The sequence below is a fragment of the Mesorhizobium sp. M7D.F.Ca.US.005.01.1.1 genome, from assembly GCF_003952545.1.
In the GTDB taxonomy this organism is placed as follows: Bacteria; Pseudomonadota; Alphaproteobacteria; order Rhizobiales; family Rhizobiaceae; genus Mesorhizobium; species Mesorhizobium loti.
Genome location: NZ_CP034453.1, coordinates 1,071,840 through 1,098,808, shown reverse-complemented (window position 1 = coordinate 1,098,808; position 26,969 = coordinate 1,071,840). Strand labels below are relative to the sequence as shown.

The following is a 26,969-nucleotide window of genomic DNA, read 5'->3' as shown; positions in this document are numbered from 1 at the left end:
GATTAAGGCACCATCAGCGGCGCCCTGCGGCCCAGCCAACCCGAGATCTTCTCCATCTGCGCGGCAAGCGACAGCAGCGTCTCCTCGTCGCCCGGACGGCCGGCGGCCTGGATGCCGATCGGCAGGCCGGCGTCGGTGACATGGACCGGCAGGGCGATCGACGGCTGGCCGCTGACATTCTGGATCGCCGGCCAATGGGTGAACCAGAGGCTCTTGTCCATCAGCTGACCGAAGAACGGCTTCAGCTTCAGCAAGGCCGTCAGATGAAGCTTGTCGAGCAGGTTCTCGATGAGCTCGTCGGCGCCTTTCGGATCCATGGCGCCGCAGCCGAGCGGCGGGTGGGCAATGATCGGCATCAGCACGGCGTCATACTGCGCGGTCTCCGCGATCAGCCGCCGTGAGGCGGCATGCAGCCGCTGCAGGTCGGCATAGGTCTCGCCGGCCGACACCATTTCGCCAAAGCGGGCGAGCACGCGTGTGGCCCGCTCGATGTCGCCTGTAACGGAACGGCCGACACGCAACGCTTCCGCACGCATCGTGCCGGCGACGGCAGAGGCAACCGTCCTGCAGAAGTCGGCGAAGAAATCGCGCCCGATAGAGGGCAGATCGATCTCCGCGACCGTATGGCCGCCCTCGCGGGCAAGCGCCACCGCCGTGTCGAGCGCCTTGAGCGTCTCATCCGAGATCGGCAGGCCAAGCGGCGATTTGCGATACACGGCCAGCCTGAGCTTGCCGGGATCGCGCGCGGCAGCGGCTGTGAAACTGCCTTTCGGCAACGGCGCGGCATAGGGCGACAAAAGGTCGGGACCGTGGGTGAGGTCGAGCAGCAATGCGCAATCGCGCACCGAACGGGTGAGCGCATGGTCGACCACCATGCCATACCAGCTTTCGCTCACCAGGGGCGTCAGCGGCGTGCGGCCACGCGACGTCTTCAGGCCGACAAGTCCGGTGCAGGCGGCAGGCACGCGGATCGAGCCGCCGCCATCCGAGGCATGCGCCACCGGCACGACGCCTGCCGCGACCAGTGCCGCCGCACCACCCGACGAGCCGCCGCTGGTATGGCCGGTGTTCCAGGGATTGCGAGTGATGCCGAAGGCCCTGGATTCAGTCATCAGCCGAAGCCCGTGTTCCGGCGACGTCGAGGTGACGATCGGAATGAGGCCGGCGGCGAGATAGCGGTCGGTGAGCACCGAATTGACATCGGCCAACCATGCCGGAATGCGGCTGCCGCCATGCGTCGGCACGCCCTTGATGGCGATGCCGAGATCCTTGATGGCGAAGGGAACGCCGGCCAGCGGCAGCGAGCGGTCGACGGTCTTCGCCCGGGCGCGGGCGGCATCATAGAGCGGCTCGGCCGTGGCGTTGATGTCGGGTCGCGTGGCCTCGGCACGGGCGATCGCGGCTTCGGTCAGCTCGACGGCTGAAATGTCGCCCTTGCGGACCAGGTCGGCGAGGCCGGTTGCGTCCTGCGCCCACAGTGTATGTTCAACCGACATGCGCGCCCCCCGTCACTTCAGGCAAGCTAGCCAGTGGCGACTTCATTGGCAATCGACGGATAGACCCGGGCTGGCGACACGCAAGGCTTAGGCGTGCACAAGGTTATTTCCGCCGTTGCAAATACATTGCAATCGCCTAATTTGCCTGAGATGACGCCGCAGGACATCACCAAGTTGATCGTCCGGACTTCGATGAAGGATCGGGCTGCGTTCGATCTGCTGTACCGGCAGACCAGCGCGAAACTTTTCGGCGTCTGTCTTCGTGTATTGAACGACCGGGGAGATGCGGAAGAAGCGCTACAGGAAGTCTTCGTCAAGATATGGACGAAGGCGGATCGTTTTGCCGTCTCCGATCTAAGCCCGATATCCTGGCTGGTGGCGATAGCGCGCAATCATGCGATCGATCGCATACGAGCGCGACGCAAGCCTGCCGCCGATATCGATGCCGCGCTCGACGTGGCCGATCCGGCGCCGGGACCTGAAGCGATGGTGGTGGCGAGCGACGAATCCGAACGTATCCATCATTGTCTCGATGAGCTGGAAAAAGACCGGGCGGCGGCCGTCCGGGGCGCCTATCTCAAGGGCGAAAGCTATGCCGAACTGGCGGAGCGCCACGGCGTGCCGTTGAACACGATGCGTACCTGGCTGCGCCGCAGCCTGTTGAAACTCAGAGAATGTCTGGAAAGATGACGCTGGCAGAAGACACAGGACCGGAACGCGGAGGCGACGACCTGCTCGCCGCCGAATACGTTCTCGGCGTGCTGGCTGCCGACGAACGCCAGATCGCCTCCCGTCGCATCGACGCCGAGACGGATTTCGCCCGCCTTGTCGACGGCTGGGAGGTCAATTTTTCGCCGCTGGCCGCCGCCTATCCGGAAATCGAGCCGCCGGCTTCGGTCAAGCCTGCGATCGATCGCCGCCTGTTCGCGTCCGCCGCTTCCGTGACCCCGCCCGCCGAATCGCGCGGCGGGCTATGGTCCAGCCTGGCCTTCTGGCGTGGCCTTGCCGCGGCGGCGGTTGCAGCACTGGCGATCTACATCGCCGTACCCGTCCTCAACCCGCCGGTCGGGCAGCCGCAGGCGCGCCTGGTCGCGTCGCTCGCCGCCGAGGGCAGCGATGTCAAATATCTCGCCGTCTACGACGCCGCGCATCACGAAGTCGGCCTGTCGCACGTCTCCGGTGAGCGTGCCGCCGGCAAGGACTTCGAACTGTGGATGATCGAGGGCAAGAACCCGCCGGTCTCGATGGGCGTCATTCCGGCAGGCGCTACGGCGCATATCGTCGTCTCGCCCGCGGCCCAGCAGAAGCTCGCCCAGGGTGCGGTGCTCGCCGTCAGCCTCGAGCCCTCGGGCGGTTCGCCGACCGGCCAGCCGACCGGACCGGTGGTCGCTGCGGGCGATCTGAAGAGCATCTGACCGGCTCTTGACGCCAGCAGACTCAAAATAGACTAGCTGAAGTCTATCTACCGCTTCACATGCCTATGAGCAGCATGTTAGCCGGCAAGCGGCTACGCCGCAAAATCTCTCCGGCATGCCGGATAAAATAAAAAATCAAAATATTTCTGAAACTCGCGCATTTTTGTTCCGTATCTCCTCGCGTCCCCAAAGATGGGAAGAGAAAACCCGAGGAGTTTGATATCATGCGTAGATTCGCCACCCTTTTGCTCGCCGGCACGATCGCCGTTTCCGCCCTTGCCACCGCCGCCTATGCCGAAAACCCGATGGTTGGCGGCGCCGCCATGTATGCCAACAAGAACATCGTCGAGAACGCCGTGAACTCGAAGGACCACACCACGCTGGTCGCCGCCGTGAAGGCTGCCGGCCTGGTCGAAACCCTGCAGGGCGCCGGCCCGTTCACCGTGTTCGCACCGACCAACGACGCCTTCGCGGCACTTCCGGCCGGCACGGTCGAGACGCTGCTCAAGCCCGAGAACAAGGACAAGCTCACCAAGATCCTGACCTGCCATGTCATCGGCGCCAAGGCGATGGGGGCTGACGTCGCCGCGATGGTCAAGGCCGACGGCGGCACGCACAAGGTCAAGACCGTTGGCGGCTGCGAGCTGTCGCTCAAAGCCGACGGCGGCAAGGTCACCGTCACCGACGAGAACGGCAATGTCGCCAACGTGACGATCGCCGATGTCGAGCAGTCCAACGGCGTCATCCACGTCATCGACAAGGTTCTTTTGCCCAAGATGTAACTTCTTTTGCCCAAGATGTAACAGGGGGCTTGCTGCCGGCGAACTTGCAGCAAGGACCCTCCGTCGATTGCATGATCCCGCTCCCGTGATCCGCAATTGACCCGCGCACTCCGCGTCGTCCACGTTCAAATGTGGGACGGCGCGGAGTGTTCGTTCGAGGGCCACCGTCACCGGCTTTTGATTTCCGGTTGGCGGTATAGTTTGGCAAAGAGACATCAGGAGGAATTGGTCATGAACCGTCGCGACTTTCTTTTGAGCGGCGCCGCCGCCATCGGCGTGGTCGGGGCCGCGGCAATAGTGCTGCGCATGAGCAACCCGCAGGCCGCTCAGGCCGCCGAAAAGTTCGAGGTCACCAAGACTGACGCCGAATGGAAAGCCATCCTGTCGCCGGCCGCGTTCGACGTGCTGCGCAAGGAAGGCACGGAATATCCCGGCACCAGCCCGCTGCTCAATGAACACCGCAAGGGCATCTTCGCTTGTGCCGGCTGCGACCTGCCGGTCTACCCGTCTGAGACGAAATTCGATTCCGGCACCGGCTGGCCGAGCTTCTGGCAGGAGATCGCCAACGGCATCGGCAAGACCGTGGACCGGTCGCTCGGCATGACCCGCACCGAAGTGCATTGCCGCCGTTGCGGCGGCCATCTTGGCCATGTCTTCGACGACGGCCCGGCGCCGACCGGCCTGCGTCACTGCATCAACGGCGTGGCGCTGACCTTCAAGCCCGCCACGGCCTGACAGAACCTCTCTTTGTTTTGACGTGATTGCGAACGGAAGACCGTTTCACAGTTGCCAAGAGATAGGATCCCTATGACCGAAAGAACCACCATGGCCGAGTCATTGCCGACAACCGCCGTCGTCCGGGTCTCGCGCGCTAGCTACGACCCGAGCCGGTTCGCCGAAGTCGACGCCGCGAGCAAGAAGACCTCGGAGTACATAATCCCGGCCATCAGACGGTTGCCGGGGCTTCTTCACTTTTATGCAGGCGTCTCGCCGAAGGGCTCGATCGTGCAAGTTAGCGTCTGGGACACCGACGAGCATGCGGCACAGTTGGACTTCCTGAAGGAGATGGTCGTCGACGGCCGCAGGGATATGGAGGCGGTCGGCGTGACATTCACCCCGATTTTCAACTACCCGATCGACTGGACCTGGACCATCTGATCTGGGTCCGAACTCATAACCAGTAGGAAGGCAGCGATGCAGACCACCGCGAGGAAGGTCGCGGCGTTGCGATCATAGCGGGTTGTGACGCGGCCGAAGTCTTTCAGCCGAGAGAACATGCATTCCTAATCGGAAACGAAAAACTCCGGGCTTGCGGCCCGGAGTTTTTTTGCGCGGTCAGAGCTTTTCGGGCGTGGACTGGAGGAGCTTCCCGAAACCGCTGCCCACGTCTGGTATCAATGGCCGCCACCGCCGCCACCGGCCGCGGCCGGCTTGCGGATCAGCATGGTGAACAGGCCAAGCGTCGCAAACAGCACCGTCAGCATAAAGAACACGTCCATGAAGGACAGCAACGCCGCCTGCTGCTGGACCATGCCCGACAGCTTGGAGATCGCGGCACTTGTCGCGTCCAGGCCGGGGGTCTGCTCGAAATTGAGCGTCATGTTCTGCAGCTTGGTCTGCGCGGCGGCACTGCCCCATTGCACATGCTCGGAGAGCCTTGCGTAGTGGAAGGCATTGCGGTCGATCAGCACGGTGTTGATGAGGGCAAGGCCAACGGCGCCGCCAAGGTTGCGGGTGAGGTTGAACAGGCCTGAAGCATTCTTCAACCGCTCGGGCGGCAAGGTGCCGAGCGCGATGTTGTTGATCGGCACCATGCACAGCATCATCGAACAGCCGCGCAGGATCTGCGGGATGAGCAGTTCGTAGAAATCCCAATCGGCGGTCAGATGCGTCATCCACCACGTTCCGGTGGCGAAGCCGAAGAAGCCAACCATCATCATCAGCCGCGGGTCCATCTTGTTCGACAGGATGCCCGAGATCGGCGCAGTGAAGAACATGGCCAGTCCGCTGACGAACAGCGCCTCGCCGATCATCATCGAATCGTAGCCGCGGATACGCCCGAGGAACACCGGGTAGAGATAGGTCAGGCCGTAGAGGCCGATGCCGATGACGAAGGAGAACAGCGAGCCGAAGGCGAAGTTGATGTTGGTGAACGCCTTCAGGTCGACGATCGGCTCCTCGGCGGTGAACACGCGCCAGAAGAACAGCACCCCGCCAATGGTCATGACAATGGCGCAGATGAACACGCCCTGGTCCTGCAGCCAGTCATTGTTGGGGCCTTCCTCGAGCACATATTCCATGCAGCCCAGGAAGGCTGCCATGCCGGCGAGGCCCCACCAGTCGAACTTGCTGAACAGCTTGAGGTTGGGCTTGTCGAAGTCGATCAGCGTCCAGGCCGCCGTCGTCACCAGGATGCCAGGCACGACATTGACCAGGAACAGCCAATGCCAGGACATGGCATGGCTGATATAGCCGCCGACGGTCGGGCCGATGGTCGGCGCCAGCGTCGCCACCAGGCCGATCATCGGCGAGACCACGGCGCGGCGCGAGGGCGGGAAGATGGTGAAGGCGGCAGCGAAGACGCTCGGGATCATGCCGCCGCCGATGAAGCCCTGGACGGCGCGGTAGACGATCATCTGGTCGATGTTGGTGGCGGTCGCCGCCAGAGCACTGGCTGCGGTGAAGCCTGCCGCCGAGATCGTGAACAGCACGCGTGTCGACAGCATGCGGCTGAGGAAACCCGACAGCGGGATCATCACCACCTCAGCGATCAGGTAAGCGGTCTGCACCCACGGGATCTCGTCAGAACTGGCGCTCAGGCCGGCCTGGATCTCGGCCAGCGAGGCGGAGACGATCTGGATGTCCAGGATGGCCATGAACATGCCAAACACCATCGCCAGGAAGGCGATGACGCGCCGCGTTGAAATGGTGTCAGGCACAGCCGGCCTCGCCGGCGGCGCTCCTGCTGTCAGGGTTGCGGTTGCCATGGCATTGCTCCAAGGCGGCCGCTCAGTTCGACGCGGCCGCTGATGCCGACCCGGATGGTGCGGTGCGGCTGTCGACGGCGACGACGACGCTCAGGCCGGCGCGCAGCTTGCCGCTCTTCAGCACGTCGGCCGGCACGTCGATGCGGACCGGAACGCGCTGCACGACCTTGGTGAAGTTGCCGGTGGCGTTTTCGGGCGGCAGCAGCGAGAACACGGCGCCGGAAGCCGGGGCCAGCGACGAGACGGTTCCCTCGAAGTACTGGCCGTCGGTCGCATCGACCGAGATCTTGACCTTCTCGCCGGGAACCAGCCGGGCAAGCTGCGTCTCCTTGAAGTTGGCGACGATGTAGAGCTTGTCCATCGGCACGATGACGGCGAGCTTCTGGCCGGGGCTGACGAGATCGCCCTGCTCGACGGAACGGTTGCCGACGACGCCGTCATAAGGCGCCTTGAGCACGGTGAAGGAAAGATCCCGCTCGGCCTTGTCCCGGCTGAGCTGCAAGGACGCCAGCGTGCTTGCCGATTCGGCGCGCTGCGCCTGCAGCACGCCGATATTGGCCTGCGCCGCGGCGATCTGCGCATCGGCGCCGACAAGGGCGGCATTGGCCTGCTGCACCGCCGTCTGGGCGTCGTCCAGCTGTGCCTGCGTGCCGACATGCGTCTTGAGCAGCTGCGAGGCGCGCGCCGCCACCTTGGCCGCATTGTCGGCCGCGGCCTGGTCGGCGACCTTCTGCGCTTGTGCCTGCTGCAGCGCGGCGCGCGCCGCTTCGGTCTGGGCGTCGATACGGTCGAGTGTCTTGCTCAGCGTAGCAATCTGCGCCTCTGCCTGGGCGACGGCTATTCTGTAGTCGCCGTCATCAACGACGAGCAGCGGATCGCCGGCCTTGACCGACTGGTTCTCGCTCACCTTGACCTGATCGACATAGCCGGAAATCTTGGGCGAGATGAACGCCATGTCGGCCTGGACATAGGCGTCGTCCGTCGAGATCATGAAGCGGCCCGTGGTCCAGTAATCGTAACCGTACCAGGCGCCGGCGCCCAGCAAGGCAATGCCGATGATCGGCAGCAGGAAGGAGCGCACCGAGCGCTTCTTCTTGGCCGGAGCCTCTGCCGGCGGCGACGAGACGGGCTGGGTAGGCACTTGCGGTGCTTCCGTCGCCGGCGCAACCTTGGCGTTGGGGAAGGGACGGACTTCGGCTGTGGTCGGCGCGTTCGAGGACATGACATCTCTCTAAAATTATAATATAATACTGAACCGTTCGGTTCGATCTGGCCGTTGACATAGCGCGTAAAGAGGACCATATCAAGGGCAATCGAACCGGTTGGTTCGAATTATTTTCGAGGTGTGACTTTCATGACCGAGACATCGCCCAACGTCGAAACCGACCAGTGTGGCGACCTGCTGGACAGCCTGCGCCGTGGCCGCCCGGCGGCCGGGCAGGATCCGGTCAAGCGCAGCCAGATCATCGACGGCGCCCGTCGTGTCTTCATCGACAAGGGCTTCGAAGCCGCCTCGATGAACGACATCACCCGTGAGGCCGGTGTCTCCAAGGGCACGATCTATGTCTATTTCGCCAACAAGGAAGAGCTGTTCGAAGCGCTGATCGAGGAAGAGCGCGGCACCATCTTCAAGAACATGTATGACGTTCTGGACAACGCCGACGACCTGCGCGAGACGCTGGTGAAATTCGGCAAGGTGCTGGCCCTCAAGATCACGTCGGCCAAGGTCATCCAGGCGCAGCGCACGGTGATCGGGGCATCCGACCGGATACCAGACATGGGTGCGCGGTTCTACGAACGCGGTCCCAAGCGCGGTCACGACAAGGTCGCGGCCTTTCTCGATGCCGCCATCGAGCGCGACTTGCTGCGGATCGACGATGTCGATCTCGCCGCCTATCAGTTCACCGAACTGTGCCTGGCCGGTCTGTTCCGCCAGTGCATTTTCGCCTACCGCACCAAAGCCCCCAGCCAGGACGAGATCGACCACATCGTCAGGTCAGGCGTCAGCATGTTCCTGAAGGCTTACGGCACCGAAAGGCTTGTGGCGGAAGAAGGCCATCAGACGATTGCGATCGAGGCCAAGCCTTAGAGCAGTTCACCGTTTCGCGGAAACGGCAAACCGCTCTAACTCTTTGTTTTGGCGCAATTCCGGACGGAAAACCGTTTCACACTTTTCCTCGAATTGCCCTAGACCACGCTCCAAGATGTAGATGCTTAGCCGCCATTGGCGGCAAGCACGATGGCAGCCTGCAATTCCTGGAGGCCCTCGGCCTTTTCCGACGACGTTGCCAGAACGAACGGGAATGCCGCCGGCCGCTTCTTGATCTTTGCCAGCGTCTCCTCGATCAGCCGCGGCACGCCGGCGGTCTTGATCTTGTCGGTCTTGGTCAGCACGATCTGGTAGGACACCGCCGCCTTGTCGAGCAGCGACAGCACTTCGTCGTCCTTGGCCTTGATGCCGTGGCGGGCGTCGATCAGCACATAGACCCGCTTCAGCGTGACGCGGCCCTTGAGATAGTCGAAGACCAGCTTGGTCCACTCATCGACCTTCTCCTTCGGCGCGGTGGCGTAGCCGTAGCCGGGCATATCGACCAGCGCCAAGGGCGGCAGGTCGGCGCCCTCGCCCGAAAATCCGTCCGGCACGAAATAGTTGAGCTCCTGCGTGCGCCCCGGCGTGTTGGAGGTGCGCGCCAGCCCCTTCTGGTTGACAAGCGCGTTGATCAGCGACGACTTGCCGACATTCGAACGGCCGGCGAAGGCGATTTCCGGCGGTCCTTCCGGCGGCAGGAACTTCATGGCCGGCACGCCGCGGATGAAGATCCACCCTCGCGTAAACAGTTCGGTGCCGATTATGCTGCTGTTCAGAGCGTTCAAGCTGCTGCCTCCAGAAGAGAAATATTGGCACCCCGGATAGCATCGAGGTTGCGGCCGACCTTGTCCACCGGCCAGTTCCACCACGCCACGGCCAGCAGCCGCCTGACCGTCCGGTCGTCGAAACGCATCCTTACCACCTTGGCCGCGTTGCCGGCCACGATCGCATAGGACGGCACGTCGTGCGTCACCACTGATTTCGCACCTACGATGGCGCCATGGCCGATCGTCACACCAGGCATGATCACCGCCTCCATGCCGATCCAGACGTCGTTGCCGACGATTGTGTCGCCGCGCACTTCCTTCGACCATGTCGCCGGGTCAAATCCCTTTTCCCAGCCATGGCCGAAAATATTGAACGGATAGGTCGAAAAGCCGGACATTGCGTGGTTGGCGCCGTTCATGATGAAGCGCGCGCCTTCGGCGATGGCGCAGAACCGGCCGATGATGAGCTTGTCGCCGATGAACGGATAGTGATGCAGGACGCATTTTTCGGCGAATTTGTCCGGCCCGTCGGGATCGTCATAATAGGTGTAATCGCCGATCTCGATGTTCGGCGCGTTCACCAGTCCCTTGAGGAAGCCGACGCGGGTGTGCATCGGGATCGGGTGCTTGATGTTGGGGTTGGGTCCGTCCATGTCGATGTCCGTTAAAGAATTGGGGTCCGTCAAAGAAATGGCCGCCAGGCGCATTCTAAATCCGCATGCGCCTGTTCAAAATAGCGTGATCCGCCCTATAGCACCAATCAGCTGACGAGCGAGCTTTCCTTGACGGCTTTGCTCATTTGCTGCCGCGGCAGATGACGATCGGATCGGACAGCGCACTGTCGAAACCGCTGCCCTGATAGACGGTGACATTCGAGGCGCCGGGCGGCAGCATGAACGTGCCTTCGACGATTTTCTGATCGCCGGCGGGCGTGTGCAGAGCCCAGCTATAGGTGCAAAACTGAGGCGGCGCCTGGGGTTCGACATGGCTGCAGTTCAACTGCGCGCCACCCAGCATGGCGGCGCCGCCGCAGCTGACGGCCTCCTTTGCGAGCGCAATTCCAGGCCATGCTGCGAGGGCCGCCACGATCGCGATCTTCAACCAATTCATCGTCATATCCTCGCCCGGCAACGGCCTGTCACCGGGCCTTTCTGCTGCGTCGCAGCCCATGCGTCATTTTTTCCAGGCGGGCTTAGTCCGTCTTGCGCACCGCGTCCAGCGGGATTATGTGCATGATGATAATAAGCATGCTCACTAAAAGTCACGCCGAAAACCCAGTATCTCCCATGCCATCGTCACCCAACATCAGCTTCGTGCTGCACGATGTCGCGCGCCTGCTTCGAAAGCGGTTCGAGCAGCGGTCGCGGGCGTCGGGGCTGACCCGCGCCCAATGGCAGGTGCTGGCCTATCTCAGCCTGCATGAAGGCATCCACCAGAACAAGCTCGCCGACCTGATCGAGATCACGCCGATCACGCTCGCCCGGCTGCTCGACAAGATGGAAGCAAGCGGCTTCATCGAGCGCCGGCCCAATCCCACTGACCGCCGGGCATGGCTGCTTTACCTGACGCCGCAAGCCCATCCGCTGATCGAAATCATGCGCAGCAATGGCCAGAAAACGCGTGACGAGGCCTTCGTCGGCCTTTCCGCGGATGCCCAGCTGCATCTGCTGCAAACCCTATCCCTCATCAAATCCAATCTGCTCACGGCTTGCGCCCAGCCTGCCGTCGACCGGGAGAAAATACATGGCTGAATCAACCTCACCCAAGAAGCCCGCCGACGCCGAACCATCAGGTCGGTCGAGCGACCAGATCATCCGGCTGGACAGCGAACGCGAACAAAGGCGACCCAACACCGTCATCGACGATGACGAGCTGGAAGCACCGGTTGCCCTGGAGCCGACGGCGCTCGAGGCTCCGTCCAAAGAGCCGCAGCAAGCCACGGTCACTGTGGCGCCTCCGGCGCCGGTCAAGCCCAGGCGCAGCCTGACGCGGCCGATCCTGTTTGCCCTGCTTCCGGTCGCGCTGGTCGTCGGCGGCTACTACTACGTCATCGGCGGCCAGGTGATGACGACCGACAATGCCTACATCCAGGCGCAGTCGCTTGGCGTCTCCACCGATGTCTCCGGCACCGTGCTCGAGATCGACGTGCGCGACAACGAGGCGGTGAAGAAGGACCAGGTGCTTTTCCGGCTGCGGCCGGCCTCTTTCGAAACTGCTCTTGCCGCGGCCCAGGCGCAGCTCGGGACCGTGCGCAACCAGGTGCTGACCTTGCAGGCGAGCTACCAGCAGTCGCAAGCGCTGATCGAGCAGGCGCAGGCCGATATTCCCTATTACGAGGCCGCTTTCCAGCGCCAGCAGGATCTGCTCAAGACCTCGACTTCCTCCAAGGCGACCTTCGACAGTGCCCAGCACGATCTCGTTGCCGCCCGCCAGAAAGTGTCCGTTGCCGAGGCGCAGGCGCAGGCGACGCTTGCCCAGCTTGGCGGCGACGCCGGCCAGCCTGTGGAGAAGAACCCCTTCTACCTTCAGGCCCAGTCGGCGGTGGACGACGCCCAGCGCAATCTTGCCGATTCCATCGTCAAGGCGCCGTTCGACGGCATCGTCACCAATGTCGACGCGCTTCAGGTCGGCAAGTACCTACCGGCTTCGCAGCCGGCGTTCAGCCTGATTTCGGCGACCGATTTGTGGATCGCGGCGGAGCCGAAGGAAACCGAACTAACCTATGTGCGGCCGGGACAGACAGCGACGATCAGCGTCGACAGCTATCCGGGCACTGTGTGGCACGGCACGGTCGCCTCGATCAGCCCGGCGTCATCGTCGAGCTTCTCGCTGCTTCCGGCGCAGAACACCACCGGCAACTGGGTCAAGGTCGTGCAGCGCATTCCGATGCGCGTGACGGTCGAAGATCTCCGGGGCAAGCCGCCGCTGCGTGGCGGAATGAGCGTCGTGGTCGGCATCGACACCGGCCATGCGCGCGGCCTGCCGGACTTCGTGACCGATCTTATCAACCGGTTCGGACAAAAATCATGACCGGCGCGTCCGCGACAGGTGGCGTGATCGCCAATCGCGGCGCCATCACCGCCTGCGTGATCCTGGCCGTCATCATGCAGGCGCTGGACACCACCATCGCCAATGTGGCGCTGCCCTATATCCAGGGCAGCGTTTCGGCGAGCGCCGACCAGATCAACTGGGTGCTGACCTCCTATATCGTGGCTGCGGCCGTCATGACGCCGCCTTCGGGTTACCTTGCCAATCGTTTCGGCCGCAAACGCATCCTGCTGATATCCATCACCGGCTTTGTCGTCGCGTCGGTGCTGTGCGGCTTCGCGCAGTCGCTGCCGCAGATCGTCGGCTTCCGCCTGCTGCAAGGCCTGTTCGGCGCCGCCCTGGTGCCGCTGGCGCAGAGCATCCTGCTCGATATCTACAGCGTCGAAGAGCGCGGCTCGGCGATGGCGCTGTTCGGCGTTTCGGTGATGGTCGGGCCGGTGCTCGGGCCGGTCATCGGCGGCTGGCTGACCGAAAATGTCAGCTGGCGCTGGGTTTTCTACATCAACGTCCCGATCGGCGCCCTGGCTTTCGCCGGCGTGTCGATGTTCGTCCAGGAAACCAAGACGGATCTCAAGGCGAGGCTGGACTGGCTAGGCTTCGGCATGCTCAGCGTCACCATCGCATCGCTGCAGATGTTCCTCGATCGCGGCGAGCAGCTCAACTGGTTCTCGTCCTCCGAGATTATCGTCGAGGCGCTGATCTGCGCGTCGGCCTTCTACATCTTCCTCGTTCACACCTTCACCGCCCGCAACACGTTCGTGAACCCGAGGCTTTTCCTCGACCGCAACTTCGCCGTCGGCATGATCTTCATCTTCATCATCGGCATCACCTATCTGGCCTCGCTGGCCCTGATGACGCCCTATCTGCAGACGCTGATGGGCTATCCGGTGGTGACGGCCGGCATCGTCATGGGGCCCCGCGGTCTCGGCACCATGGCGTGCATGTTCCTGGTCGGCAGGCTGATCGGCAAGGTGGACACGCGCTGGCTGCTGTTGACCGGTCTGCTGGTCACCGCCTGGGCGATGTACGACATGACCGGCTGGACCCCTGATGTCTCGCAATGGACGATCATCAGCACCGGCTTCATCCAGGGCGCGGGGCTGGGCTTCCTGTTCGTGCCGCTGACCACCATCACCTTCGCCACGCTGGCGCCGGAGCGGCGCGCGGAAGGCACCGGGCTGTACAATCTGTCGCGAAACATCGGCTCCAGCGTCGGCATATCCGTCGTCACCGCGCTTTTGACGCAGAACGTGCAGATCAACCACGCCAACATCGCCACCTATGTGACGCCTTACAACCAAGCGTTCGGCAATCCGGCAATCTTCCAGGCGATGGACCCCTACAGCGCCGCCGGCCGTGCCGCGCTCGACGGCGTGGTGACGCTGCAGGCGACTGTTATCAGCTATATGAACGACTTCAAGCTGATGATGATCCTGTCGCTTGCCGCCATTCCGCTGGTTCTCTTGCTGCGCAAGCCGGCGACGCCGGCCAAGGTCGACCACAGCGCGGTCATGGAATGATGGTTTGGCGGCCGGGCCGGCTTGCCTGGCCAAGCCCGCCAAAAGAAACCGGGGTCCTGTGAGTGACTACAGGACCCCGGCCCGATGCCGGTACGACTTCCCAAGAAACGTGGCACCTCGTCGCGAGGCGGGATGGCAGGTTCGAGAAAGCCCCAACGAACCGCCTTGATCCCTTTGGCCGGAAAGCCGTTACTTCGGCAACAGAACCTTGTTGACGACATGGATGACGCCGTTCGACTGGTTGACGTCGGCGATCGTCACCTTGGCCTCGCCGCCCGACTCGTCCATGATATAGAGCTTGCCCTTCTTGACCTCTGCGGTCAGCGTGTCGCCGGAAACGGTCTTCATCTCATATCTGCCGCCCATCGCCTTGGCCTTCTTCATCATTTCGGCGCCCGAGATCTTGCCGGCCACGACATGCGCGGTCAGCACCTTGGTGAGCTTGTCCTTGTTCTCGGTCTTCAGCAGCGTGTCGACGGTGCCCTTTGGCAGGGCAGCGAACGCTTCGTTGGTCGGTGCAAAGACAGTGAACGGACCGGCGCCCTGCAAGGTGTCGACGAGGCCGGCCGCCTTGACGGCGGCGACCAGCGTGGTGTGGTCCTTCGAATTGACGGCGTTCTCGACGATGTTCTTGGTGGTGTACATCGGCGCGCCGCCGACATTCGGGTTCTTGGCGTAGGCGGGAGCGGCGATCGCCACGCCGGCGACGAGTGCGGAAATGGCGATGGTCCTGAATGACGGCAAGCGCATGTGGTCTTCCTCCGGGTGAGGGCTGATCGGAATTGATAGCCTTTGGAAACGCACAGGCAGTCACGCCGCTCGCGGGGCGCTAGTTTCGCCGGTCACGGGAACGTGAACGGGCCATTGCCCAAAGAAAAAGCCCGGACGAGCCGGGCTTTTCCGCGAAGGGAGTTTCTATTCCGCCGGTGACGGTTTCTTTCGGAACAGTGCGATCAGATTGTCCCACAGCTCGATCTTGGCACCCTGGCGTTTCATGATCACGCCTTGCTGGAGGATCGACAGCGTGTTGTTCCAGGCCCAGTAGATGACCAGGCCGGCCGGGAAACCCGCCATCATGAAGGTGAAGATGACAGGCATCCAGGTGAAGATCGCGGCCTGCGTCGGATCCGGCGGCGTCGGATTCATGCGCATCTGCAGGAACATGGTGACGCCCATGATCAGCGGCCAGACACCGATCATCAGCATGTGCGGCAAGGTAACCGGAACGAGGCCGAACAGATTGAAGATCGACGTCGGATCGGGTGCCGCCAGATCCTGGATCCAGCCGAAGAACGGCGCATGCCGCATCTCGATGGTGATGTAGAGCACCTTGTAGAGCGAGAAGAAGACCGGGATCTGCAGCGCCACCGGCCAGCAGCCGGCAAGCGGATTGATCTTTTCGGTCTTGTACAGCTCCATCATCGCCTGCTGCTGCTTCATCTTGTCGTCCGCGTATTTCTCGCGGATCTCGAGCATCTTGGGCTGCACCTTCTTCATGTTCGCCATCGACGCGTAGGACTTGTTGGCGAGCGGGAAGAAGATGGCCTTGACGATGACGGTGGTGGCGAGGATCGCCAGGCCGAAATTGCCGAAGAATTTGTAGAGCGTGTCGATCAGCCAGAACATCGGCTTGGTGATGAAGTGGAACCAGCCCCAGTCGATCAACAGGTCGAACCGCTTGATGTGGCGGTCTTCCGCATAGGCGTTGATCTTGCCGACCTCCTTGGCGCCGGCGAAGATTTCGCTCTCCACCGTCGCCGATTGACCGGCATCGACGGTGATCGGGTCGGTGAGGAAATCGGACTGGTAGCGATGGCGGCCGTCCTCGAAATAAGCGTAGCGCGGCTGGAACGGCTGCTTCTCGGACGGCACCAGCGTCACCGCCCAGTATTTGTCGGTGATGCCAAGCCAGCCGTCGGTCGACTTGCCCGGCGTGAACTGCTTGTCCTTCTCGATGGACGCGTATTTGTGTTCCTGCAGTCCTTCCGTGCCGGTGAAGCCGATCAGGCCCTCATGCAGCACATAGGTGCTGGCAACGGCCGGCTTGTCGAAACGGGTGACGCGGCCGTAATTGGACAGCGAGACGGCAGCCGTGCCCGCATTCTGCACCGTGTCCGACACCGTGAACATGTAGTTGGTGTCGACGGAAAAGGTGCGCTTGAAGGTCAGGCCCTTGTCGTTCGAATAGGTCAGCGTGACCGGGGTTGTCGGCGTCAGCGTCGCATTGCCGTCGACGGCCCACACGGTTTCCGGGCCGGGCACCGCGCCGGTCTTGTCGTTGCCGACGAAGCCGATCTCGGCATAGTAACCATTGGGGAGTGCCGCCGGGTTGAGCAGGCTGATCTCGGGCGAGTTCTTGTCGACCGTCTCGGTGTAATGCTTGAGCTTGAGGTCGTCGAGACGGGCGCCGGTCAGGTTGATCGAACCCTCGAGGCTCGGCGTATCGATCTTGGCGCGGGTCGTCGTGGCAAGTGCCTGTTCGCGGCCGGCCGGCGTCACGGCATCGGTGCCGGGTGCATTCGGAATGGCGCCAGGTGCGGCGGGCGTTCCGGTGTCAGTGCCGGGATTTGTGCCGGCGGCCTTCTTCTGCTCTTCGACGCGCTGCTGTTCGACGCGGGCCGCTTCGCGCTGCGCCTCACTGCGCGGCAACACGTAAAAATATTGCCATACCGCCAGGATCAGCACCGACAGCGCGATGGTGATGAAGAAGTTCCGGTTGTTTTCCATCGAAAGCCCTTGGCCTATCGTGTTCCGCGCAGTCGGCGGGAGAGTTCGGCCTTCAACTGGCCGAACGGAGTGGTAAGCACGTCTTCACGCCCGACGATGACATAGTCATTGCCAGGCGCCATGTCACTTGCCGCATGCGTACGAACGGCTTCTCGCAGCCGCCGGCGGACGCGGTTGCGGACAACAGCATTGCCGACCTTCTTGGTGACGGTGTAGCCGACGCGCGGCGACAGGCCGTCGCCACGGTCGAGAACTTCAACGAGAAAAAGCCGCCCGCGTCGCTTTTCACCACGACGGACGGCCAGGAATTCCGCGCGCTTCAGAAGCCGCTTGGGATTTGGTCCCACTGGCTTGCCGGTTGCGGGCAACGATCTCGTCTTCCGTTCAGGCGCTGAGCCGCTTGCGGCCGCGGTTGCGGCGAGCTGCGACGACGCCACGACCACCCTTGGTGGCCATGCGGGCACGGAAGCCGTGCCGACGTTTGCGGACGAGTTTAGACGGTTGGTAGGTACGCTTCATTTGTTTTAATACCGCGGGGTGCGGCCCTTCTTGATTCTGTCACTGTGTAACAGGAGCTTTGCCGGGCCGGCTTTGGCGCGATCGAAACCGCGCCGGGACGAATGGCCCGAGCGTGTGCGGGCTTATAGAAAGAAGGCTTTTGGAAGTCAATCCGGAGTCGTCGGGCGCAAGCCGGGCGTCGTTCAGGTCGGTTTATGTTTCCGACCAAGGATGAAATTGGCAAAAAAGCCGTAATCGCCTAATCTGCGTTGATCAAGTGATTGTGAAGACATGGACCGCATGAGCGAAACCATACACGCGCAGGAAGGGATCGGCACGGCGGAGCCAGCCATCGTGCGCACGGTGCCGCTGTCGCGCGGCCTGTCGACCAAGCTGCTGCTGCTCACCATCGTCTTCGTGCTTTTGGCCGAAGTGCTGATCTTCCTGCCCTGGATCGCCAGCTACCGGCTGAACTGGCTCAAGGAGCGGCTGAGCACGGCAGCGGCTGTGTCGATCGTGCTGGTGCAGGGCGAACCCACCTCGCTGTCGCGCACGGCGCAGAACGACGTGCTGATGGCAATCGGCGCCAAGGCGATCGCCGTGCGCGACGGCGGCGTCTCGCGGCTGCTGGTGGTGGCCGAAATGCCGCCGAAGGTCGACGAACATATCGATATCGCCAGCATCGGCATGATCAAGGGCATGACCGGCGCGCTCGACACGCTGTTTTTCGGCGGCGGCCGGATGCTGCGCGTTTTCGGCCCGGTCGGCGACTCCGACAAGGAGTTCGAGCTGATCATGCCGGACAACAGCCTGCGCAATGCGATGCTGCGATATTCGCGCAATGTCGCCTTCGTCTCGCTGCTGATCTCGCTGTTCACCGCCATGCTGGTCTATGCCGCCATCGACCTGATCATGATCGGGCCGATCCGGACGATGACGCGCTCGATGCTGTCTTTCTCCGAAGCCCCCGACGATCCCGGGCGCATCATCCATCCGGCCGCCCGCGCCGACGAGATCGGCGTCGCCGAGCGCGAGCTGTCGCAGATGCAGGAGCGGCTGCAGAAAATGCTCTCCGAGCAGAAGCACCTTGCCGACCTTGGCCTCGCCGTCTCCAAGATCAACCATGACATGCGCAACATCCTGGCTTCGGCGCAGCTGATGTCGGACCGCCTGCGCCAGGTCAAGGACCCGACCGTGCAGGCCTTCGCGCCGAAACTGCTGCGCGCGCTCGACCGTGCCGTGTCCTATTCCGAAGGCGTTCTCGCCTATGGCCGCACGCAGGAGCCGCCACCGGCGCGCCGACGCTTGAGGCTGCGCCAACTGGTCGAGGACGTGCACGGCCTGCTCGACATCGAGCAAGGCATCGAGTTCGTCAATTCCGTCGAGCCGGCCTTCGAGGTGGACGCCGATTCCGACCAGCTGTTCCGCGTGCTCACCAATCTGTGCCGCAACTCGGTGCAGGCGATGGCGGCAGACAGCGAAAGCGCCCTGGTGCGCCGCCTGGCGGTGTCGGCCGTGCGCCTGGGCAGCGTCAGCCGCATCGCCGTCAGCGACACCGGCCCCGGCCTGCCACCCAAGGCGCGCGAGAACCTGTTCGCGGCGTTCCGCGGCTCGGCGCGTAGCGGCGGCACCGGCCTTGGCCTGGCGATCGCGCATGAGTTGATCCGCGCGCATGGCGGCACGGTGGAACTGGTCGAGAGCATTGGCGGGCGCACCACATTCGCGGTCACCATTCCCGACCAGCCGGTCCGGCTCGACCAGGCCCGCAACGGCCTGCGCCGCCCGGCATGATAGGGTTGGGCTGTTTCGCCCGGCAATCCGCGCCTACTCAGCCTTCGAATTTGGAATGCATATAAGCCGAAGCGGCTCCGGCAAAGAGAACCGCACGGGCTGGAGACAATCCAGAGCCCGGACATGCCGCGCCGAGCTGTTACGATGCGCCGGGCAAACGGCCCGTCATCGCCGGATGACACGCCTGCGACAAAACTTTTACCGGATCGGCTTGCTTTTCGGAAATTCAGTCGCTAGGGAACACGTCTCGTCGCGGTCGGTCGTTCACGATCGGCTCGCGGGGTCATGGAAAGCATGGCCTGTTGCGCGCCCGTAGCTCAGCTGGATAGAGCACCAGACTACGAATCTGGGGGTCAGGAGTTCGAATCTCTTCGGGCGCGCCAATTCACTCACTTTGGGACCGGTCGCGGCTGTTGCGGTTCGCTTGGAACTGGGGCCTGCTCCGATAGCAAGATCGCTTCGGCGGGATGCCGTGTGTCTGATAGGTGCTCGATAAAATCCATTTGCTGATCCGGAGTGCTCTGCTCCGAGTCCGGTGTGGAATAGGTTGCGTCGAGAACCGTCTTTGCGACTTTCAGATCGTCCTGGACACCCTGATCCCCATAGACGGCGCCGCGAAATACATCGAATTTGCCTTTCTCGACTTCAGACAGTTTGTATTTTTTCATCAGCTCCGCCGGGTCTTCGGGCTCCACCGGTTGCGGATCATCGGTCCGAGGCCCTCCTGAACCCTCGATAAACTGCTGGCAGAGCGGTGTCAGGTTGCCCCGGCAAATGTGGCCGATATCCATCTGTTCCGCGGTCCATCTCGGCCCGAACGTATACACCGCGTAGTACATCAGCCGTGCCTTGGCATTTTTTACGCCGGTGGCGAGCAGCGCCTGATAAAACATCCGGTGGGTCGCCTTCCAGGGATAGACGCGATGCGCTCTTCTCCAATCGCAATAGCGGTCATGGATGACCGCGGCCGGCACGAATTTTTTGTCGAAAGACCCGCCCACGATCCATTGAAGCTCGGGCGGGATACTCGCTCCGTCGGTCGGGTCTCCGGCATTGGTCTGCCATCCGGTGCTGGTACTGTCTACAAAGCCGAAATCGAACGTCAAAGCCCTGCTGTTCCCGTCACGGTCGAGAGGAATCGGGTACAGATCAAGCTTTCCGGTGAAACAGTCTTTCCCACCGGCCGTACACATGGGAAGATCTACATCAATTGGTTCCGTATGAGCCGCAGTGAGCGATGCCAATAGTGCAGCTCCGACGGCTGTCCGTCTCGAAAACCAAGCTATGTTACGGGTCATTCCTGCCCTCCATGGCGTTCTTTGTCGTGGAGGGCTTGCGCTCGAGTCACATGGACAAGTAAGCCAGTCAGCAGGCCCCCACGAGCCACACGGCCAGAACTGCCGCCACGCTCTCCAGCCCACCCAGATCCAGGCCCAGGACAACGGTTTTACTGCCGGCTTCGGTGATGTTTCTAAATGCTTGTACGGCTTCATAAGAAGCCCATGCCATGAACGCATTGAATGTGAGAAAAAGCGCAAGAAATACCCGCCCCAGCGGGCTGCGCGCTTTCATCGATTGGATCAGGTTCGTCTTCATTCAGGGCGCTCTCGAACGCTACGGCTCGTCATGACGCTTTGATCGGTGTCTTGCGACGGTCCGCTTCTCCAAAAATTGCGGCCGCGCGGCACCGCGGCCATCAATCGAATATTGTAGCCATACTTATAGCGACGATCCGAGAGGTAGTCCCGCTCCCAGGGATTACAATCAGAGCACCCGTCGACTTTTGAGTCGAGAGGATGAAGCAAGTATATTTTCGATGTACAGCGCCGTTGAAACGTCGAACCTCTCAGGCATGCCCATGATTTCGGCCAATCAGCCCGACTGCTCGCCGTCCCAGTATCTGCGCACCGCGGCCATATCGGGCTATCACCTTGTCGGGGTCCGCATGCGCTCGCCGACCATCGGGCCGTTGCGTAGGTCGGCGCCGCTGTTGAGGAAGGAATGACCGATCCCGGTCTCGCCAGTGCAACTTCATCGAACCGTCTTGCATGAACATTCTTGTTGCATTCAATTTGCGGGTGCGCTGGTAAATCGACAACCAAATCAAATCAAAAAACGATGCCAGTCCCACAGGAGCCCGTATGACCGCGACCCCCGCCAGGATCCGGCGCGCTTTGATCACCGGAGCCGGCGCCGCCGACGGCATCGGCTTTGCCATTGCCCGGCAGCTCGGCTATGCCGGCCATGCCGTTTTCCTCACGGGTGCCAGTGGGCGTGTGCTCGATCGCGCCACCGAGCTTTGTACCGAAGGCATCGATGCCAAAGCCGTGGTCGCCGATCTCACCATTGCTGCTGATGTCGCGCGGCTGCGGGATAATGTCGGCGCCGTCGATATCCTGGTCAACAATGCCGGCATGGGCTCGCTGGCATCACCCTCGGTCGACAAGACGTTTCTCGCCATGACCGAGGCCGACTGGGACCAAGGCATCGACATCAGCCTGAAGACGGCATTCCTCGTCACGAAGGCGTTTCTGCCGGCGATGGTCGAAGCGGGCTATGGGCGCATCGTCAATGTGGCGTCGGTGACCGGGCCGCTGGTGTCCTTCGAAGGCACGGCAGCCTATTCCGCCGCCAAGGCCGGCATGGTCGGCCTGACGCGCACACTCGCGCTCGAAGTGGCGAAAAACGGCATCACGGCCAATGCCGTCGCCCCCGGCTGGATCGAAACCGGTTCGTCGAGCGAGATGGAGCGGCAAGCCGCCCTGCATACGCCGCCGGCGCGGGCCGGGCGGCCGGGCGAGGTGGCCGCAGCGGTCGTGTTCCTGGCCTCGGAAGGCGCCAGCTATGTCAACGGCGCCCTGCTGGTGGTCGACGGCGGCAACAGCCTTCAGGAGCGCAAGGGCTGAAGGCTCAAAGGCGCTTGTCGTCGGGGTCAGTCGGCGGGCAGGCCTCGCCCAAGCTCCTCGCTCACGACGCCTTGGCCAGAAAGTTCCGATAGTCCGACTTGGCCTGCAGCAGGCGCAAAACATTGTCTCGCGATCCCCGCACATGGGCGCGCGCCAGCGTGCCGGCTCTGGCAGCGTCGCCGGCACAGATTGCGTCGACGATTTCAGCGTGCTCGTCGCGGGCGATCTTCCATTCGTCCAGCCACAAGAGTTCGGTCCAGACATAGTGCTGGCACTTGTCGAGGATGCCGCACAGCATGCCGTGCAGCATCACGTTGCCGCTGATTTCGGCGATGACGCGGTGCAGGTCGATGCCGACTTCCAGTTCCTGGAATTTTTCCCTGTTGGTGCGCTCCGGAATGGCGGCCAGCCGCTCGCATTCGGCCAGCATGGCGCGCAGCCGCGCCTTGTCCGCCTCCGTTGCCGCGACTGCCGCCAGTTCCGTCGCATGGCCGTCGAGCAGCTCGCGGATCTCGAACGCCTCGCGGAACATGTTGATGTCGAACTCGGTGACGACATAGCCCTGGCGCGGCCGGCCGGTGACCAGGCCGTCGCGCTCGAGGCGGTTGAAGGCCTCGCGCACCGGCGTGCGGCTGACAGTCAGTCTCGCGGCGATGTCGTTTTCGGTGACGCGCGAACCCGGCGGGATCTGGCCGGTCACGATCATCGCCTTGAGCGCGGAGTAGACCGAGTCGCGCAGCGTATTTCTGGTTTCCTTGGCCAAGGTTCCCTTCCCACTTCTCCGGCCTTTCAGCCGGAACACGCATAGCTGTAATCGCAGTCAGCGCAATTTGCCACGCCTCCAGCGACGCCGTCCCTCACCAAACTGGCCCGGCACGAAGCGCGTAAAATTTGAGCGCGCCGGACGGTGTTGACAACATCGATCCCTAAGCTACACTCAAAATTGTATACAAAATAGCATGCGAAATCAAAAATAATGGGAACACCGGTTGGAGAGCCGAAAATGAACAGGACCAGAAGCGTTAGCGTTGTTGCGATAGCGGGCCTCATGGCGTCGCTCGCGGCCCCCGCCATGGCGGGCGACACCATCACAGTCGCCTCATGGGGCGGCACCTACCAGGAGGCGCAGACCAAGGCGTTCTTCAAGCCGACCGCCGACGCGCTCGGCATCACCATCAAGGAAGACACCACCAACGGCCTCGACGACGTGCGGCTACAGGTGACCGGCAACGCGGTGAAATGGGACATCACCGAACTTGGCGCCGACGAATGCGCGCGTGGCTCGAAGGAAGGGCTGTTCGAGAAACTCGACTACAGCATCATCGACAAGAGCGGTATCAACCCGAAGCTTGTCCATGACGACTGGGTCGGTATTTCCTACACCTCGGTCGTGCTGATCTACCGGACCGATGTCTTCGGCGACAAAGGCCCGAAGACATGGGCCGATTTCTGGAACGTGGAAAAATTTCCGGGACGGCGCGCGCTGAGCGGCAGCCAGTCGACCGAAACGCTGAGCGTCGCGGCACTGGCCGAGGGCATTCCGATCGACAAGGTCTATCCGGTCGATGTCGACGGCGCCTTGAAATCCGTCGACAAGATCCGTAGCCATGTCGACGCCTGGTGGACCTCCGGCGCCCAGGCCATGCAGCTGGTGAAAGACGGCGAAGTCGATATGGCGAGCATCTGGAATGGCCGCGCCGGCACCTTGAAGAAAGAAGGCGCGCCGGTCAGCTTCTCCTTCGACCAGGGCGTGCTGACCGCCGACTGCATGGTCATCCCGAAGGGCGCCAAGAACAAGGAAGCGGCGATGAAGGCGCTGGCGATGTTCGTCAGCCCGCAACTGCAGGCCAATCTGCCGCTCTATGTCGATAATGGCCCGGTCAACGAGAAGGCTTTCGAGACAGGCAAGATCCCACAGGACAGGATCAAGGACATCAATTCGGCACCCGAAAACGTCAAGAAGCAGGTGCTGCAGGATGCCGAGTTCTGGCGCGACAATCTGGTCGAGGCGACGGAAAAGTTCAACAATCTGATCCAGCAATAGGCTGCGGCCGGAAGCTCACGGCGAGGCGGCGCTAGCAGCGTCTGCCTCGTCAGTTCTTGCTTGCCGCCCAAGGAGAGAAAAATCTTGTCCATTGCGCCATCCGCGCTGCCGATCAGCATGCGCGGGATCGAGAAACGATTTGGCAGCGTAGCGGTGCTGCGCGACCTCAACCTCGATGTCGAGGCCGGTGAGTTCCTGACGCTGCTCGGGCCTTCCGGGTCCGGAAAGACGACGCTGCTGATGATCCTTGCCGGCTTTGTGCGGGCCAATGCCGGCAGCATCAAGGTTGGCAATGACGAGATCATCACCACGCCGCCGCACAAGCGCAACATCGGCATGGTGTTCCAGAACTACGCGCTGTTTCCGCATATGAACGTCTTCCACAACATCGCTTTTCCGCTGAAGCAGCGCGGCGTCGCAGCCACCGAAACGGCCGAGCGTGTCGAGAAGGCGCTCGATCTGGTGAAATTGCAGGGACTGGGCGAGCGCCGGGTCGACCAGCTCTCTGGCGGCCAGCGCCAGCGCGTGGCGCTGGCGCGCGCCATCGTCTTCGAGCCGCGTATCGTGCTGATGGACGAACCGCTGTCGGCGCTGGACAAGGGCCTACGCGAGCACATGCAGATCGAGCTGCGCAGCCTGCACCGGCGGCTTGGCATGACCACGGTCTATGTCACGCATGACCAGCGCGAAGCCATCACCATGTCGGACCGCATTGCAGTCATGAACGGCGGACGCATCGAACAGCTCGATAAGCCTGAAACCCTCTACGCCACGCCGCAAACGCGATTTGTAGCCGGCTTCATCGGCGAATCGAATTTCATCCCGGTCGAGTGCCGCAACGGCTCCGTCTGGTACGAGGACCGCAGAATCCACGCGGCAGCACCAGTGCCGGCGGCTGGCCAGCACCTGATGGTGGTGCGGCCGGAAAAGCTGCGGCTCTTGGCAAATGCCGAACCGGCAAGCGGCGTCAACGTGCTCAACGCGACGCTCAGTGACATCATCTACCAGGGCGACAGCTTCGTCTGCTACGCGGTGCTGCGCGATGGCCGTCAGCTGACGCTGCGCGATTATTGCCGCAGCGATGTGCTGGCGAAAATGCCGGCTTCCGGCCAGCCGGTCAGCCTCGGCCTCGACGCGCAGGACACGATCCTGGTGGCGGCAGACTGATGAGCGCGCCCGCCCTCATGCAAGAGACTGCCGGCGCGGGCCAGGACCTGAACGCGCAGGCGCTGCGCACTGACGCGCGGCGCGAGTCGTTGCGGCTGCTGGCGCTGCTGTCGCCGAGCCTGTTCCTGGTCTTCGCCATCATCATCGTGCCGATCGGCTGGCTGTTCTGGCTGTCGCTGTTCGACGAGGCCGGCGCCTTCAGCGCCGCCAACTATGCGCGCTTCTTCGAGCAGGCCTCCTACATCAAGACCTTCACAACCACCTTCAAGGTCGCCTTCATCGTCACCGGCGCCTGCGTCCTGCTCGGCTATCCCTTAGCCTACATGCTGTCGCAGCTGCCGCGCCGGGCGGCGTCGATCTGCCTGATTTTTGTCATCCTGCCCTTCTGGACGTCGGTTCTGGTGCGCACCTATGCCTGGCTGGTGATCCTGCAGCGCAAGGGCCTGATCAACAGCTGGCTGATCGACCTCGGCGTCATCAACCAGCCGCTGTCGCTCGCCAACAATCTGTCGGGCGTCGTCATCGGCATGACGCATATCCTGCTGCCGTTCCTGGTGCTGCCGCTCTACGCTTCGATGAAGACGATCGACACCGACTGCCTGCGCGCCGGCATGAACCTCGGCGCCGGCCCGGTCGCCACCTTCCGGCAGATCTTCTTTCCGCTGTCGCTGCCCGGCCTCGCCTCGGGCGTGGTCATCGTCTTCGTGCTCTGCCTGGGCTTCTTCGTCACGCCGGCGCTGATGGGCGGCGGCAAGGTGATCATGTGGGCGATGCGCATGGAGCAGACCACCAGCCTCTATTCAAACTGGGGTGCGGGTGCGGCACTTGGCGTGGTGCTGCTGGTGGTCACGCTGGCGCTTCTCGGCCTGTTCCAGTGGCTGCTCGGCGCGCGCGCCACCGGTGTGTGGAGTTCGCGATGAGCGAGGATATCGGCCTGCCGATCTCGCACCGGCAACGTCTGTGGCTCTACGGCCTCGGCGGCCTCGTGCTGCTGTTCCTGATCGCGCCGTCGATCATCATCGTCATCATGTCGTTTTCGGACTCGACGCTGCTGCAATTCCCGCCACAGCAATGGTCGCTGCGCTGGTACCAGGCCTATTTCGGGTCACTGGAGTGGCGCGACGCCACGATCGTCTCGGTCAAGGTGGCTGTTACGACGGTGCTGGTGGCGACGCCGCTCGGCACTGCCGCAGCCTATGCCATCAACCGGGGCACGCTGCGCTTCAACGGCACCATCAACGCGCTGCTGACGGCGTCGCTGATCGTCCCGGTGATCCTGATCGGCATCGGCACCTTCTTCCTCTATGCGCGCATCGGGCTCAACAACACGCTGACCGGCCTGGTCATCGCGCACACGGTGCAGGCGCTGCCGCTGGTGGTGCTGACCGTGCTGTCGGGACTGCGCTCCTACGACATGAACCAGGAGCGCGTGGCGCGCAGCCTCGGCGCCGGACGCGTCGCCGCCTTCTGGCAGGTGACCATGCCGCAGATCCGCTTCTCGATCGTCTCGGGCGCGCTGTTCGCCTTCATCACCTCCTTCGACGAAGTGGTGGTTTCGCTGTTCATCTCGGGCGGCGAGACCACGACATTGACGCGCCGCATGTTCAATGCGCTGCGCGACCAGATCGACCCGACGATCGCCGCCATCTCCACCTGCCTGATCGTGCTGTCGGTCGTGCTGTTGTCGGTTGCGCAGATCTTCGGGCGGCGGCATTGATTTCACCAGACCAAT

General features: G+C 62.8%; 28 protein-coding genes and 1 tRNA gene. 16 read left to right on the top strand and 13 right to left on the bottom strand.

Going from position 1 to position 26,969, the window contains the following annotated elements; genetic code table 11:
- Nucleotides 1–2: 2 nt before the first annotated feature.
- Entirely contained in the window at nt 3–1,496 is a 1,494-nt protein-coding gene (locus EJ076_RS05270) for an amidase (RefSeq protein ID WP_126067148.1), read from the bottom strand.
- 150 nt (nt 1,497–1,646) lie between these two features.
- On the opposite strand from EJ076_RS05270, the gene EJ076_RS05265 reads away from it, so the two are divergent.
- From EJ076_RS05265 to EJ076_RS05245, 5 genes are all read left to right on the top strand, one after another.
- Nucleotides 1,647–2,186 (top strand): sigma-70 family RNA polymerase sigma factor, encoded by a 540-nt coding sequence (locus EJ076_RS05265; RefSeq protein WP_109667311.1) that lies wholly within the window; start codon nt 1,647–1,649, stop codon nt 2,184–2,186.
- Nucleotides 2,183–2,911: an anti-sigma factor gene (locus EJ076_RS05260; RefSeq protein WP_126067147.1), complete on the top strand. Its 729-nt coding sequence runs from the start codon at nt 2,183–2,185 to the stop codon at nt 2,909–2,911. The genes EJ076_RS05265 and EJ076_RS05260 overlap by 4 nt, the downstream gene beginning before the upstream one ends.
- A gap of 224 nt (nt 2,912–3,135) precedes the next feature.
- Nucleotides 3,136–3,693, top strand: coding sequence for a fasciclin domain-containing protein (locus EJ076_RS05255; protein ID WP_126067146.1), 558 nt, complete (start codon nt 3,136–3,138; stop codon nt 3,691–3,693).
- A gap of 231 nt (nt 3,694–3,924) precedes the next feature.
- Nucleotides 3,925–4,428, top strand: a complete 504-nt coding sequence (msrB, locus tag EJ076_RS05250; protein ID WP_126067145.1) for a peptide-methionine (R)-S-oxide reductase MsrB — start codon at nt 3,925–3,927, stop codon at nt 4,426–4,428.
- 72 nt (nt 4,429–4,500) lie between these two features.
- Nucleotides 4,501–4,851, top strand: coding sequence for a hypothetical protein (locus EJ076_RS05245; RefSeq protein ID WP_126067144.1), 351 nt, complete (start codon nt 4,501–4,503; stop codon nt 4,849–4,851).
- 236 nt (nt 4,852–5,087) lie between these two features.
- On the opposite strand, the gene EJ076_RS05240 is transcribed toward EJ076_RS05245, so the two are convergent.
- Nucleotides 5,088–6,680: a DHA2 family efflux MFS transporter permease subunit gene (locus EJ076_RS05240; protein ID WP_126067143.1), complete on the bottom strand. Its 1,593-nt coding sequence runs from the start codon at nt 6,678–6,680 to the stop codon at nt 5,088–5,090.
- Nucleotides 6,681–6,702: 22 nt separating this feature from the next.
- The gene (locus EJ076_RS05235) at nt 6,703–7,902 is read right to left on the bottom strand and encodes an HlyD family secretion protein (protein WP_126067142.1); all 1,200 of its coding nucleotides are present in this window, start codon (nt 7,900–7,902) and stop codon (nt 6,703–6,705) included.
- Nucleotides 7,903–8,034: 132 nt separating this feature from the next.
- On the opposite strand from EJ076_RS05235, the gene EJ076_RS05230 reads away from it, so the two are divergent.
- Nucleotides 8,035–8,769: a TetR/AcrR family transcriptional regulator gene (locus tag EJ076_RS05230; RefSeq protein WP_109667329.1), complete on the top strand. Its 735-nt coding sequence runs from the start codon at nt 8,035–8,037 to the stop codon at nt 8,767–8,769.
- A gap of 125 nt (nt 8,770–8,894) precedes the next feature.
- Here the strand turns inward: EJ076_RS05230 and yihA are convergent, their stop codons facing one another.
- The 3 genes from yihA to EJ076_RS05215 form a co-directional block, all read right to left on the bottom strand.
- Nucleotides 8,895–9,554 (bottom strand): ribosome biogenesis GTP-binding protein YihA/YsxC, encoded by a 660-nt coding sequence (gene yihA / locus EJ076_RS05225; protein WP_024502094.1) that lies wholly within the window; start codon nt 9,552–9,554, stop codon nt 8,895–8,897.
- Complete coding sequence (locus tag EJ076_RS05220) at nt 9,551–10,189, bottom strand: CatB-related O-acetyltransferase (RefSeq protein ID WP_164548544.1); 639 nt, start codon at nt 10,187–10,189, stop codon at nt 9,551–9,553. The genes yihA and EJ076_RS05220 overlap by 4 nt, the downstream gene beginning before the upstream one ends.
- Before the next feature lie 142 nt (nt 10,190–10,331).
- The gene (locus EJ076_RS05215) at nt 10,332–10,646 is read right to left on the bottom strand and encodes a hypothetical protein (protein WP_109667774.1); all 315 of its coding nucleotides are present in this window, start codon (nt 10,644–10,646) and stop codon (nt 10,332–10,334) included.
- A gap of 176 nt (nt 10,647–10,822) precedes the next feature.
- Between EJ076_RS05215 and EJ076_RS05210 the strand changes: the two genes are divergently transcribed.
- From EJ076_RS05210 to EJ076_RS05200, 3 genes are read left to right on the top strand one after another with little or no spacing between them, the layout of a single operon-like run.
- Complete coding sequence (locus tag EJ076_RS05210) at nt 10,823–11,287, top strand: MarR family transcriptional regulator (RefSeq protein WP_126070965.1); 465 nt, start codon at nt 10,823–10,825, stop codon at nt 11,285–11,287.
- Nucleotides 11,280–12,566: an HlyD family secretion protein gene (locus EJ076_RS05205; protein ID WP_126067140.1), complete on the top strand. Its 1,287-nt coding sequence runs from the start codon at nt 11,280–11,282 to the stop codon at nt 12,564–12,566. Before EJ076_RS05210 ends, EJ076_RS05205 begins: the two co-directional genes overlap by 8 nt.
- Entirely contained in the window at nt 12,563–14,104 is a 1,542-nt protein-coding gene (locus EJ076_RS05200) for a DHA2 family efflux MFS transporter permease subunit (RefSeq protein WP_126067139.1), read from the top strand. Before EJ076_RS05205 ends, EJ076_RS05200 begins: the two co-directional genes overlap by 4 nt.
- 189 nt (nt 14,105–14,293) lie before the next feature.
- Here EJ076_RS05200 and EJ076_RS05195 read toward each other — a convergent pair whose 3' ends face one another.
- From EJ076_RS05195 to rpmH, 4 genes are all read right to left on the bottom strand, one after another.
- Entirely contained in the window at nt 14,294–14,854 is a 561-nt protein-coding gene (locus EJ076_RS05195; RefSeq protein ID WP_126067138.1) for a fasciclin domain-containing protein, read from the bottom strand.
- A gap of 165 nt (nt 14,855–15,019) precedes the next feature.
- The gene (gene yidC, locus EJ076_RS05190) at nt 15,020–16,831 is read right to left on the bottom strand and encodes a membrane protein insertase YidC (protein ID WP_126067137.1); all 1,812 of its coding nucleotides are present in this window, start codon (nt 16,829–16,831) and stop codon (nt 15,020–15,022) included.
- A gap of 14 nt (nt 16,832–16,845) precedes the next feature.
- A complete protein-coding gene (rnpA, locus tag EJ076_RS05185; RefSeq protein WP_027040126.1) occupies nt 16,846–17,199 on the bottom strand; it encodes a ribonuclease P protein component in 354 nt (117 codons plus the stop codon).
- A gap of 16 nt (nt 17,200–17,215) precedes the next feature.
- A complete protein-coding gene (gene rpmH / locus EJ076_RS05180) occupies nt 17,216–17,350 on the bottom strand; it encodes a 50S ribosomal protein L34 (protein WP_008833937.1) in 135 nt (44 codons plus the stop codon).
- Nucleotides 17,351–17,629: 279 nt separating this feature from the next.
- Here rpmH and EJ076_RS05170 point away from each other — a divergent pair, with 279 nt between their 5' ends.
- Together EJ076_RS05170 and EJ076_RS05165 are read left to right on the top strand one after the other, a co-directional pair.
- Entirely contained in the window at nt 17,630–19,120 is a 1,491-nt protein-coding gene (locus EJ076_RS05170; RefSeq protein ID WP_126067136.1) for a HAMP domain-containing sensor histidine kinase, read from the top strand.
- Nucleotides 19,121–19,426: 306 nt separating this feature from the next.
- Nucleotides 19,427–19,503, top strand: a tRNA-Arg gene (locus EJ076_RS05165).
- Nucleotides 19,504–19,509: 6 nt separating this feature from the next.
- Here the strand turns inward: EJ076_RS05165 and EJ076_RS05160 are convergent.
- Together EJ076_RS05160 and EJ076_RS35100 are read right to left on the bottom strand one after the other, a co-directional pair.
- Entirely contained in the window at nt 19,510–20,364 is an 855-nt protein-coding gene (locus EJ076_RS05160; RefSeq protein ID WP_164548543.1) for a DUF1353 domain-containing protein, read from the bottom strand.
- Nucleotides 20,365–20,485: 121 nt separating this feature from the next.
- Complete coding sequence (locus tag EJ076_RS35100) at nt 20,486–20,716, bottom strand: hypothetical protein (protein ID WP_164548542.1); 231 nt, start codon at nt 20,714–20,716, stop codon at nt 20,486–20,488.
- Between the two features lie 545 nt (nt 20,717–21,261).
- Here EJ076_RS35100 and EJ076_RS05155 point away from each other — a divergent pair.
- Nucleotides 21,262–22,026, top strand: a complete 765-nt coding sequence (locus tag EJ076_RS05155; RefSeq protein ID WP_126067134.1) for an SDR family NAD(P)-dependent oxidoreductase — start codon at nt 21,262–21,264, stop codon at nt 22,024–22,026.
- A gap of 61 nt (nt 22,027–22,087) precedes the next feature.
- On the opposite strand, the gene EJ076_RS05150 is transcribed toward EJ076_RS05155, so the two are convergent.
- Nucleotides 22,088–22,789 carry a GntR family transcriptional regulator gene (locus EJ076_RS05150; protein ID WP_126067133.1) on the bottom strand — a complete coding sequence of 234 codons (702 nt, stop codon included), beginning with the start codon at nt 22,787–22,789 and terminating at the stop codon, nt 22,088–22,090.
- A gap of 240 nt (nt 22,790–23,029) precedes the next feature.
- On the opposite strand from EJ076_RS05150, the gene EJ076_RS05145 reads away from it, so the two are divergent.
- The 4 genes from EJ076_RS05145 to EJ076_RS05130 all read left to right on the top strand — a co-directional run bounded on the left by EJ076_RS05145 (nt 23,030) and on the right by EJ076_RS05130 (nt 26,954).
- Complete coding sequence (locus tag EJ076_RS05145; RefSeq protein WP_126067132.1) at nt 23,030–24,070, top strand: ABC transporter substrate-binding protein; 1,041 nt, start codon at nt 23,030–23,032, stop codon at nt 24,068–24,070.
- Between the two features lie 84 nt (nt 24,071–24,154).
- Nucleotides 24,155–25,237 (top strand): ABC transporter ATP-binding protein, encoded by a 1,083-nt coding sequence (locus EJ076_RS05140; protein WP_126067131.1) that lies wholly within the window; start codon nt 24,155–24,157, stop codon nt 25,235–25,237.
- Nucleotides 25,237–26,157 carry an ABC transporter permease gene (locus EJ076_RS05135; protein ID WP_126067130.1) on the top strand — a complete coding sequence of 307 codons (921 nt, stop codon included), beginning with the start codon at nt 25,237–25,239 and terminating at the stop codon, nt 26,155–26,157. Before EJ076_RS05140 ends, EJ076_RS05135 begins: the two co-directional genes overlap by 1 nt.
- A complete protein-coding gene (locus EJ076_RS05130) occupies nt 26,154–26,954 on the top strand; it encodes an ABC transporter permease (protein ID WP_126067129.1) in 801 nt (266 codons plus the stop codon). Before EJ076_RS05135 ends, EJ076_RS05130 begins: the two co-directional genes overlap by 4 nt.
- Nucleotides 26,955–26,969: the final 15 nt, after the last annotated feature.

Coding starts and splice junctions, on each gene's coding strand:
- EJ076_RS05240 (WP_126067143.1), bottom strand. CDS start 6,680: ATGGCAACCGCAACCCTGACAGCAGGAGCGCCGCCGGCGAGGCCGGCT.
- EJ076_RS05170 (WP_126067136.1), top strand. CDS start 17,630: ATGAGCGAAACCATACACGCGCAGGAAGGGATCGGCACGGCGGAGCCA.
- EJ076_RS05255 (WP_126067146.1), top strand. CDS start 3,136: ATGCGTAGATTCGCCACCCTTTTGCTCGCCGGCACGATCGCCGTTTCC.
- EJ076_RS05210 (WP_126070965.1), top strand. CDS start 10,823: ATGCCATCGTCACCCAACATCAGCTTCGTGCTGCACGATGTCGCGCGC.
- EJ076_RS05155 (WP_126067134.1), top strand. CDS start 21,262: ATGACCGCGACCCCCGCCAGGATCCGGCGCGCTTTGATCACCGGAGCC.
- rpmH (WP_008833937.1), bottom strand. CDS start 17,350: ATGAAGCGTACCTACCAACCGTCTAAACTCGTCCGCAAACGTCGGCAC.
- EJ076_RS35100 (WP_164548542.1), bottom strand. CDS start 20,716: ATGAAGACGAACCTGATCCAATCGATGAAAGCGCGCAGCCCGCTGGGG.
- EJ076_RS05135 (WP_126067130.1), top strand. CDS start 25,237: ATGAGCGCGCCCGCCCTCATGCAAGAGACTGCCGGCGCGGGCCAGGAC.
- msrB (WP_126067145.1), top strand. CDS start 3,925: ATGAACCGTCGCGACTTTCTTTTGAGCGGCGCCGCCGCCATCGGCGTG.
- EJ076_RS05260 (WP_126067147.1), top strand. CDS start 2,183: ATGACGCTGGCAGAAGACACAGGACCGGAACGCGGAGGCGACGACCTG.
- EJ076_RS05145 (WP_126067132.1), top strand. CDS start 23,030: ATGAACAGGACCAGAAGCGTTAGCGTTGTTGCGATAGCGGGCCTCATG.
- EJ076_RS05235 (WP_126067142.1), bottom strand. CDS start 7,902: ATGTCCTCGAACGCGCCGACCACAGCCGAAGTCCGTCCCTTCCCCAAC.
- EJ076_RS05195 (WP_126067138.1), bottom strand. CDS start 14,854: ATGCGCTTGCCGTCATTCAGGACCATCGCCATTTCCGCACTCGTCGCC.
- EJ076_RS05245 (WP_126067144.1), top strand. CDS start 4,501: ATGACCGAAAGAACCACCATGGCCGAGTCATTGCCGACAACCGCCGTC.
- EJ076_RS05270 (WP_126067148.1), bottom strand. CDS start 1,496: ATGTCGGTTGAACATACACTGTGGGCGCAGGACGCAACCGGCCTCGCC.
- EJ076_RS05230 (WP_109667329.1), top strand. CDS start 8,035: ATGACCGAGACATCGCCCAACGTCGAAACCGACCAGTGTGGCGACCTG.
- EJ076_RS05220 (WP_164548544.1), bottom strand. CDS start 10,189: ATGGACGGACCCAACCCCAACATCAAGCACCCGATCCCGATGCACACC.
- EJ076_RS05205 (WP_126067140.1), top strand. CDS start 11,280: ATGGCTGAATCAACCTCACCCAAGAAGCCCGCCGACGCCGAACCATCA.
- EJ076_RS05200 (WP_126067139.1), top strand. CDS start 12,563: ATGACCGGCGCGTCCGCGACAGGTGGCGTGATCGCCAATCGCGGCGCC.
- EJ076_RS05265 (WP_109667311.1), top strand. CDS start 1,647: ATGACGCCGCAGGACATCACCAAGTTGATCGTCCGGACTTCGATGAAG.
- EJ076_RS05130 (WP_126067129.1), top strand. CDS start 26,154: ATGAGCGAGGATATCGGCCTGCCGATCTCGCACCGGCAACGTCTGTGG.
- EJ076_RS05215 (WP_109667774.1), bottom strand. CDS start 10,646: ATGAATTGGTTGAAGATCGCGATCGTGGCGGCCCTCGCAGCATGGCCT.
- yidC (WP_126067137.1), bottom strand. CDS start 16,831: ATGGAAAACAACCGGAACTTCTTCATCACCATCGCGCTGTCGGTGCTG.